Source organism: Rhodococcus sp. (in: high G+C Gram-positive bacteria) (genome assembly GCF_049286785.1).
Taxonomy (GTDB): Bacteria; Actinomycetota; Actinomycetes; order Mycobacteriales; family Mycobacteriaceae; genus Rhodococcus_F.
This window is the reverse complement of sequence record NZ_JBAQEO010000527.1, coordinates 1-9,296: the sequence shown is the minus strand read 5'-3', so window position 1 is coordinate 9,296 and position 9,296 is coordinate 1. Positions and strand designations below refer to the sequence as shown.

Below are 9,296 nucleotides of genomic sequence, written 5' to 3'. Positions count from 1 at the left end.
GGGTGGGCCGGACGCTGCGGCCGCCCGGTTGCGTGAATTGATCGACCGGTTCGGGGCAGACCGGGTCACGGTGGAACTCACCCATCACGGCATCCCGGAGGACGGAGAGCGCAACGCGTCTCTCGCGGCACTCGCCCAGCAGCACGGACTCGGGATCATTGCTTCCACGGCAGCTCATTTCGCCGGTCCCCCGCGACGTCGCCTGGCCATGGCCATGGCGGCCGTCCGCGCCCGGCAGAGTCTCGACGACGCGGCCGGGAACCTGGCGCCCACGGGTGGGGCGCACCTGCGTTCCGGGGAGGAGATGGCATACCTCTTCGCGGCGTACCCGGAAGCCGTGAGCGGAGCGGCGCAGCTGGGCCTGGAATGCGCCTTCGACCTTCGGCTCATCGCGCCGCAGCTACCCCCCTTCGACGTCCCCGAGGGGCATACCGAGGTCAGTTGGCTGCGCGAGCTGACGATGGAGGGGGCACGCCGGCGCTACGGTCCGCCGGTGAGCAGGCCGGACGCATACCGGCAGATCGAGCACGAACTGGATATCATCACCGAGCTGAATTTCCCGGGCTACTTCCTGGTGGTCCACGACATCGTAGCGTTCTGCAAGAGCAACGACATCCTCTGCCAGGGAAGGGGTTCCGCAGCCAATTCCGCCGTCTGCTACGCCATCGGCATCACCAATGTGGATCCCGTGCGCAACAAGTTGCTGTTCGAGCGGTTCCTTTCACCCGAACGGGACGGCCCGCCGGATATCGACGTGGATATCGAGTCGGATCGACGGGAGGAGGCCATTCAGCACGTCTACGCCAAATACGGCCGGCAGTACGCGGCGCAGGTGGCGAATGTGATCACGTACCGGGGGAAGTCGTCGGTGCGGGACATGGCCCGGGCACTGGGCTTTTCGCAGGGGCAGCAGGACGCCTGGAGCAAGCAGGTCGGCCGGTGGACCGGTATCGGCAGGGAAACCGGTACCGACATACCACCAGCGGTTCTCGAACTGGCGGCGGAGATCGAGGGCTATCCACGTCACCTCGGCATCCACTCCGGAGGCATGGTGATCTGTGACCGGCCCATCGCCGACGTGTGCCCGGTGGAATGGGCGCGGATGGAGAACCGCAGTGTGCTGCAGTGGGACAAAGATGACTGTGCGGCAGTGGGATTGGTCAAATTCGACATGCTGGGTCTCGGTATGCTCTCGGCCCTGCACTACATGATCGATCTGGTGGCCGAGCACAAGGGGATCGAGGTGGATCTGGCCCAACTCGACCTGTCCGAGGAGGCCGTCTACGAGATGCTGCAGCGGGCCGATTCGGTCGGCGTGTTCCAGGTGGAGTCACGGGCGCAGATGGCCACCCTGCCCCGGTTGAAACCGCGCAACTTCTACGACCTGGTGGTGGAGGTGGCACTCATCCGCCCCGGTCCCATCCAGGGCAACTCGGTGCACCCGTACATTCGACGCCGCAACAAACTCGAACCGGTGACGTACGACCATCCGTCGCTGGAGAAGTCGCTGCAGCGGACATTGGGGGTGCCGCTGTTCCAGGAGCAGTTGATGCAGATGGCGATCGACGTCGCCGGCTTCACTCCGGCGGAGGCGGATCAGCTTCGCCGGGCGATGGGGTCGAAGCGGTCACCAGAGAAGATGGAACGTCTGCGGGGGCGTTTCTACCAGGGTATGCGTGATCTGCACGGAATCGGCGGCGACGTGGCCGACCGGATCTACGAGAAGCTCTACGCTTTCGCGAATTTCGGTTTTCCCGAAAGCCATTCACAGAGCTTCGCGGCGCTGGTGTTCTATTCGTCGTGGTTCAAACTGCATCACCCGGCGGCATTCTGTGCCGGGTTGCTGCGGGCACAGCCGATGGGTTTCTACTCACCGCAGTCGCTGGTGGCCGACGCGCGCAGACACGGGGTGCCGGTCCGCGGCGCCGACATCGATGCGAGTCTCGCGCACGCCACCGTCGAGGCGGAAGGAATGGAGGTGCGCCTCGGGTTGGGGGAGGTGCGGCACATCGGCACCTCGCTGGCCGAGCGGATCGTCGCGGCCCGGGAGGAGGCTGGGCCGTTCACCTCGTTCCTCGACCTCACGGGTCGGGTGGAACTGACTACCGCGCAAGCAGAATCACTTGCGACGGCCGGCGCTCTCTCGAGTTTCGGGATCTCGAGGCGTGAGGCGTTGTGGGCGGCCGGTGCCGCGGCAGGGGAGCGACACGACCGGCTGCCGGGCCTCGGGGCATCGACCCGGGCGCCGGCTTTGCCCGGGATGAGTGACCTCGAACTGGCCGCGGCGGACGTGTGGGCCACCGGCATCTCCCCGGACACCTATCCCACCCAGTTCCTGCGACCGCAACTGGATGCGCTCGGCGTGATTCCGGCGGCACGGTTGCTGGATGTGCCCGACGGCGACCGGGTACTGGTGGGCGGGGCGGTCACTCACCGCCAGCGTCCGGCCACCGCAGCAGGTGTCACGTTCATCAACCTCGAGGACGAGACGGGAATGGTAAATGTGGTGTGCTCGGTGGGTCTGTGGGCGAAGTACCGCAAGCTCGCCAACACGGCGCCGGCACTCCTGGTACGCGGCAAGGTGCAGAACGCCGAAGGTGCGGTCACGGTGGTGGCGGACCGGATGCAGCTCATGGACTTGCGGATGTCCGGCAGATCTCGCGACTTCCGGTGAACGGAAAGTGATCTCCCGAAGATCGGGCCGGTGGACCGCTAGCATGCGCACATGAGGAGATATGTCCTGTCGGCGATCGTCATTGCATCGTTGGTCCTAGCCGGGTGTGGCGGTTCCGACGGGGGCGCTCCGTCTCCGGGATCGCCGAGTTCGGCCGATCGTGGTTCGGCGGAGATCGGTGGCGCGATCCAGGCGCCCGCGAAGGACCAGTCGACCGCCGAACGCCAGGAAATCATCACCGGGCAGGTCGCGATCACCGCGGACGATCCGGTGGCGGTCGGCAGAGAGATCGTGGATATGGTCGATTCCCTCGGCGGCCGCGTCGATCAGCTCACCGAACAGCCCGGATCAGATGATCAGGACCCGAGCAGTTCCCTGACCATCCGGGTGCCCGCAGATTCGCTCACCCGCACCTTGGACGATCTACGCGCCGTGGGGAAGGTGACCAGCGTCAGCGTCACCAAAAGCGATGTGACGATGCAGTCGCAGGACCTCGACGCCCGAATTGGGGCTTTGACGGCATCCGTCAGCCGACTGCGGGGACTCATCGATTCGGCCACCAATACGGCAGACCTCATCGCGGCGGAGGAGGCGCTGGCACAGCGGCAGGGCGAACTGGACAGTCTCACCGCGCAGAAGCGGTTGCTGAGTGATCAGGTGGCTCTGGCCACGCTCACGGTCGACGTCACCGCCCCCGATGCGGACAAACCCGACCTCGGCCCCGACAACTTCTGGGAAGGCGTCGTTGCCGGCTGGCAGGCCCTGCTGTCCGCCATCCAGGGCGGGGCGGTGGTGGTGGGCGCGCTGCTTCCGTGGTTCGGATTCGTGGTCGTGATCGCCCTGGTGATCTACGGCGGGTACCGTCTGCGCCGGATGTACACCACGTCGCGCCGGCCACCGCCCGGTGCGGAGCCGGAACGGGAAGAGGCGAAGACGCAATGATCGAGGTGGACCTGAACTCTCTGGACAACGCGCTGGAGTCGGGTGCCCCCGTTATCGACGTGCGCGAAGCCGATGAGTACGCGCAGGTCCGGGTTCCGGGTGTGACGCTGATCCCGCTCAGTGAGTTCGTCGCCCGTGTCGACGAGATTCCCGATGCCGAGACGGTCTATGTGATCTGCGCGGTGGGTGGTCGCAGCCTGCAGGCCGCGGAGTACTTGAATGCACGTGGGATCAGCGCCGTGTCCGTCGCGGGCGGCACATCGGCGTGGATGCAGTCGGGTCGTCCGATCGAGAGCGGGAACTGACGGCGAGTTCGACACGCGAGGGCGTGCCGCACGGTTCGGTAGGAAACGACGGACCAGATCGGGAGCAGGGCACACCACAGTGCGACGCCGGCGCTCACGACGACGGCCGAATGTGCCGCGGCGCCCAGTGAATTCGCCCCCAGTGCGCACGTGCCGACGGGAAACGTGAAACTCCACCAGGTGGGGGCAAAGCTCATCCCGCGCCGGAAGGCTCTCGCGGTGACGACGACGAGAGTGGTCAGCGTGACCACTCCGAGCGTGCCGACGGTGACGCCGTAGGCGACGCCGGCCGTGTGCAGCCACGGGTGGCCGGATGCCGCGCCGAGCAGAGTGATCGCGGCCACGGATTGCCCGATCACGCCCAGCGGAATCCAGAGTGTGGGAACGAGCGCTGCCTGGGGTAGTCCGTTGCGGACCAGGTGAGCGCCGACGACGATCACGACCGACACCGCGGCTGTCAGAGCCAACGCGAACAGGATGTAGCAGATCGTCAGCAGCGCCATCCGGGGCGCGCCCGCCGGGAGATGCCGGACCAGTGCGGCGCCGCTGGACGCGGAGACCATGGGCGGGACGACGGGCATCAACCATGACGGCACCGGTGCGGTGCCGTCCGGGCGCATCAGCCGGCGAGTCATCACTGCACAGGTCACGAGGCCGATCCCGGTGCCCACCGCCCACAACGCCGCCGACACCGGTATCGCACGGTGTCCCAGTATTCCGCGGCCTGCCGCGCCGGTGGCGGCGCCGACCGTCAGCACCGCCATCGCTACCGCGCCATAGAACGGGAACATCGTGTGGCTGCGGACGTCGGCGAGCGCCTCTTCGCGCCGCTGGATCCAGTGGCGTACGAGTGCGGTCGTGAGCGCGATCAGCAGTGCGGCGGCGAGGAACCAGAACAGTTCGGATACCGGCCGCGCGACAACGACGGCAGGAGGCAGGGACGTCGCGACGACGGCGACGATGCCGGTGCCCATCACCGTCGCGAACCAGTTGGGGGTCATGGAGTCGAGCCTGTCGGGCCGTCGTCGTCGCCGGTAGGAGGCTCGTCGTTGAATACCCACAAACCCCGTTTGTGGGACTAGCCTTTCCCTGTGCCGCTCTCGCCCCGTGTTCCCGAACTCAACGCACTTGATGTTCTGCTGTCCGTGGAGCGGCTGGGAAGCATGGGAGCTGCGGGGCGCGAGCACGGGCTGAGCCAGCAAGCGGTCAGTGCGCGGGTTCGTTCTGCCGAACGGCAGTTCGGGATCAAGGTCTTCGACCGGGGTGCCACCGGGGTTCGTCCCACCGCGGAGGGTGCGCTCATTCTCGAATGGGCCAGTCACATTCTCGTGACCGCAGAGGAACTCGCGTCGGGAGTCGCGGCACTGCGCGGAGAGCGGCAGGCCGAGCTCACCGTGGCCGCCAGCATGACGATCGCCGAATACCTCGTTCCCGGCTGGACCGTAGCGATGCGGCGTAAGTACCCCGACGTGGTCACGTCCGTCCGGCTGCACAATTCGTCGGATGTGATCGCCCGGGTGCTTGCCGGGGACGCGGACCTCGGGTTCGTGGAGGGCCCCGACATTCCGCCGGGCCTGCAGTCGCGGCAGGTCGGCCGGGACCACCTCGTCGTCGTCGTGCCGCCGGGGCACCAGTGGGTCCGCCGGTCACCGATTCCACTCGACGAACTTGCCCGGACCCCGATGATCCAGCGTGAACAGGGCTCGGGGACCCGGACGACTCTCGAGAATGCGGTGCCGCGGTGTGCGGCACCACTGCTCGAGCTCACTTCGTGCACCGCCGTGAAGGCCGCGGTGGTCGCGGGCAACGCACCCGCGGTGCTGTCCTCGCTCGCGGTCGCCGCGGATCTCACCGACGGCCGCCTCGCCGCTGTGGACGTGGAGGGGCTGGCTATGCCCCGCACACTGTCGGCGGTGTGGGACCCCGTTCGCGGAATACGGGGGGCGGCACGCGACTTCCTGGATATCGCGCTGGGCGCTCTCGCGCACGCCGGAGTTACAGCGCAGCCCCGGTGAACCCGTGCTGACGCCATGCCTCGTACGTCACGAGCGCGGCGGCGTTGGAGAGGTTCAGCGATCGGCGTCCGGGGAGCATCGGGATGCGTAGGCGTTCGGTGACGTGCGGGTCGGCCAGCACGTCCTCGGCCAGGCCGGTGGGTTCGGGGCCGAAGAGCAGTACGTCGCCGGGCTCGTAGGAGATGTCGGCGTAGGAGACGGCGGCATGCGCTGTGAACGCGAACACGCGGGCCGGCTCGATCGCAGCCCACGCGGCCTCGAGGTTCTCGTGCACGGTGACGGACGCCAGATCGTGGTAGTCGAGGCCGGCACGTTTGAGCTTCGGCTCGGTGAGGTCGAATCCGAGGGGGCCCACCAGGTGTAGTTCACACCCCGTGCCGGCGACCATGCGAATCGCGTTGCCGGTATTGGGTGGGATGCGGGGCTCGTGGAACATCACTCGGAACACCCGACCAGCTTAGGTGCAGGCCCGTGGGAGGCATTATCCCAAGCCTGCATGCCGGGTGACGGACGTAACATCACCCCATGACCGGACGGACGCGTGTCGCACTGGCTCTGGGCGGCGGGGGTGCCCGCGGCTACGCGCACATCGGAACGATCCAGGTGCTCGAGGAGAGGGGATTCGAGATCGCGTGCGTCGCCGGATCCTCGATCGGTGCCCTCGTCGGTGGCGTCTACGCCGCCGGGAAGCTCGACGAGTTCACGAGTTGGGCACTGAATCTCAATCAGCTCGATGTGGTGCGACTGCTGGATCTGTCCGTGTCCGCGCCCGGTGCCATTCACGCCGAGAAAATCCTCAACCGGGTACGGGACATCCTCGGCGACATCCGGATCGAGGATCTGCCCATGCCGTACACGGCCGTGGCCACCGACCTCGCCGCAGGCCGTTCGGTGTGGTTTCAGCAGGGACCCGTCGACGCCGCGATCCGCGCGTCGATCGCCATCCCCGGCGTCATCACGCCCTACGTCCTCAACGGCCGGGTGCTCGCGGACGGTGCCATTCTCGACCCTTTGCCGGTGGCCCCGACGCTCTCCTCGGGTGCCGGTCTCACGGTCGGGGTCATTCTCGGTGCCGAGGACAGGGAGGGGGAGGTGTTTACGCCGGAAAACGCAAGTGCGGACGTCCGGCCTGTCGACGAGTGGATGGGTCGGTTCCGCCGCAGCGCTGCGCAGCTGCTCGAGCGTGACCTCGTGCGGACGCTCGTCGGCCGTCTGGGCTCCACCCCGGCAGAATCAGATGAATCCGAGGACATCAGCGAGGCGTCCGATGACGCGACCGCGACCGACGGTACCGCCCTGCTGGTCCCGAAGTTCAGTCGATTCGCGGTGATGAACCGGTCGCTCGACGTGATGCAAGCTGCCCTGGCCCGTTACCAGCTCGCCGTGCACCCGCCTGATGTGCTGGTCAGGGTGCCGCGCAACGCGTGCCGCAGCCTCGAGTTCCACCGAGCCGGCGAGATGATAAAGCTGGGACGCGAACTCACCGAGTCCGCCCTCGATGCCGCCGGCGTCACGGCAGGTGCGGGATCGCTACCCGCAGAGGACGAGGACGGCGGCGCCTGAGCGGTCCTGAGCCCAGCAGGCACCCGCTGATGCCGATACGCTGATGTGCCGGGGCCGCTCCGCGGCCGGCTAGTCGCGCGATCCACGTGTGGAGGAGGCGGTGTGCACACCGATCCGCGTGCACAAGTGGCGGACCGCAACGGCCTCACCAGCACCGAGGCGGCCGCACGTCTGGCCCGCGAGGGCCCGAATCAGCTACCGGCGGCCCGGAAGGTGCCGTGGTGGCGCCGGTTGATCGCTCAGCTCACGCATTTCTTCGCCCTGCTTCTGTGGTTCGCGTCGGTGCTGGCCTTCGTGGCGCGCATGCCGGAGTTGGGTATCGCGGTGATCATCGTGATCATCATCAACGGGATCTTCGCGTTCGTTCAGCAGGAACGCGCGGAAAAGGCGGCCGAGAGACTCGAAGACCTACTGCCCACCACGATCGTCGTGCGCCGGGACGGTGAACTGCAGACTGTGCACACCCGTGAGTTGGTGGTCGATGACGTGGTCGCCCTGTCCGGTGGAGATCGAGTGCCCGCCGACCTGACCCTCGTCGTGGCCGGGCGGTGCAGGTTCGACGAGTCCACTCTCACCGGCGAGAGCGAGCCGGTGTCGCGGGGGGTCGGGGAGGCAGTACTCGCGGGAACATTCGTCGTCGACGGCGAAGCCGAGGGTGTCGTCACCGCAACCGGGGCGGATACGCGACTGGCCGGCATCGCTGCGCTGACCACATCGGTCCGCCGCCCGCCCGGCCCACTCGATCTGGAAATCCAGCGGATTGTCCGCGTGCTGGCCTTCGGTTCCATCGGTGTCGGCGTCCTCTTCTTCGCCATCTCGACGCTGGTCGGCATCTCCTTGCAGAATGCGTTCCTCTTCGCAGTGGGCATCACCGTGGCGCTGGTTCCGGAGGGGCTTCTGCCGACGGTCACCCTGTCCTTGGCGATGGGTGCTCAGCGCATGGCCCGCAACAACGCGCTCGTGCGCAACCTCAACGCGGTGGAGACGCTGGGCTCCACCACCTTCATCTGCACCGACAAGACCGGCACACTCACTCAGAATCGGATGGAGGTCGTCGAGACGTGGACCCCCGCCGGGTCCGTCTCGGTGCACGGCGAGGGCTACGAGCCGACCGGCGAGGTGGACGGGTCTCCCGAGGCGATCGTGCGTGCGGCGGAGGCGGGCGCTGCAGCTGCCGCCGCCTCGAAGGGCCGTGTGATGCGGAAGGACGGCGAATGGCATCCGGTCGGGGATCCGATGGAGGCGGCGATCGCGGCGTTCGCGGCACGGTTGGCGGGTCCGGGCGGACTGCCTCACGTCGAGGTCACACACCGGTTCGGCTTCGATCCGTGGCGCCGCCGGGAGTCGGTGATCGTGGGTAACGAGCTCCTACTCAAGGGGGCGCCGGACGCGGTGCTGCCGCGATGCGCGGATGCGCCCGCGCTCCTCGACCGGGCCGAGGCCGCGCTCGAGGACATGGCGTCACGTGGCCTCCGGGTACTCGCGGTGGCTCGCCGCAGCCTCGACGACCCCGGAGCGGCCGCGGACCCGCACCTCGTCGAACAGGACCTCGAGTTGCTGGGCCTGCTGGGACTGGAAGATCCGCCGCGCACCACGGTGCCGGCGGCACTCCTGGCAGCTCGAAGTGCCGGCATCAAAGTCGCGATGCTCACCGGCGATCACCCGGCCACCGCTCGTGCCATCGCCCGCGAAATCGGGCTGCAGGGAGCCGACGCAACCGTGATCCAGGGCAAGGACCTGCCCGAGGACGATCAGATTCTCGGTGCCTTGCTCGATCGCGACGGGATCGTGGTCAGC

At 67.6% G+C, this 9,296-nt stretch carries 7 protein-coding genes and 1 pseudogene; 6 read left to right on the top strand and 2 right to left on the bottom strand.

Translation table 11 applies throughout. The features are described 5' to 3' along the window. From WAW17_RS19175 to WAW17_RS19165, 3 genes are all read left to right on the top strand, one after another. The coding region (locus WAW17_RS19175) for an error-prone DNA polymerase (RefSeq protein WP_422334518.1) at positions 1–2,674 on the top strand (2,674 nt) is incomplete at its 5' end. Between the two features lie 51 nt (positions 2,675–2,725). Next, entirely contained in the window at positions 2,726–3,616 is an 891-nt protein-coding gene (locus WAW17_RS19170; RefSeq protein ID WP_422334517.1) for a DUF4349 domain-containing protein, read from the top strand. Continuing rightward, complete coding sequence (locus WAW17_RS19165; protein ID WP_422334516.1) at positions 3,613–3,921, top strand: rhodanese-like domain-containing protein; 309 nt, start codon at positions 3,613–3,615, stop codon at positions 3,919–3,921. The genes WAW17_RS19170 and WAW17_RS19165 overlap by 4 nt, the downstream gene beginning before the upstream one ends. Before the next feature lie 89 nt (positions 3,922–4,010). Here the strand turns inward: WAW17_RS19165 and WAW17_RS19160 are convergent. Further along, positions 4,011–4,895: pseudogene (locus WAW17_RS19160) on the bottom strand (C4-dicarboxylate ABC transporter); the annotation flags it as partial. A gap of 117 nt (positions 4,896–5,012) precedes the next feature. Between WAW17_RS19160 and WAW17_RS19155 the strand changes: the two are divergent. Further along, positions 5,013–5,936 carry a LysR family transcriptional regulator gene (locus WAW17_RS19155; RefSeq protein ID WP_422334515.1) on the top strand — a complete coding sequence of 308 codons (924 nt, stop codon included), beginning with the start codon at positions 5,013–5,015 and terminating at the stop codon, positions 5,934–5,936. Here WAW17_RS19155 and WAW17_RS19150 read toward each other — a convergent pair. After that, a complete protein-coding gene (locus WAW17_RS19150) occupies positions 5,917–6,384 on the bottom strand; it encodes a tRNA (cytidine(34)-2'-O)-methyltransferase (RefSeq protein ID WP_422334514.1) in 468 nt (155 codons plus the stop codon). The genes WAW17_RS19155 and WAW17_RS19150 overlap by 20 nt on opposite strands. A 77-nt stretch (positions 6,385–6,461) precedes the next feature. Between WAW17_RS19150 and WAW17_RS19145 the strand changes: the two genes are divergently transcribed. Together WAW17_RS19145 and WAW17_RS19140 are read left to right on the top strand one after the other, a co-directional pair. Continuing rightward, positions 6,462–7,499: a patatin-like phospholipase family protein gene (locus WAW17_RS19145; protein WP_422334513.1), complete on the top strand. Its 1,038-nt coding sequence runs from the start codon at positions 6,462–6,464 to the stop codon at positions 7,497–7,499. Between the two features lie 102 nt (positions 7,500–7,601). Further along, a partial coding sequence (locus WAW17_RS19140; protein ID WP_422334512.1) for a cation-translocating P-type ATPase occupies positions 7,602–9,296 on the top strand: 1,695 nt, incomplete at its 3' end.

What these genes read in the sequence shown, in the direction of transcription:
- WAW17_RS19170 (WP_422334517.1), top strand. Translation starts at nt 2,726, where the DNA reads ATGAGGAGATATGTCCTGTCGGCGATCGTCATTGCATCGTTGGTCCTA.
- WAW17_RS19165 (WP_422334516.1), top strand. Translation starts at nt 3,613, where the DNA reads ATGATCGAGGTGGACCTGAACTCTCTGGACAACGCGCTGGAGTCGGGT.
- WAW17_RS19145 (WP_422334513.1), top strand. Translation starts at nt 6,462, where the DNA reads ATGACCGGACGGACGCGTGTCGCACTGGCTCTGGGCGGCGGGGGTGCC.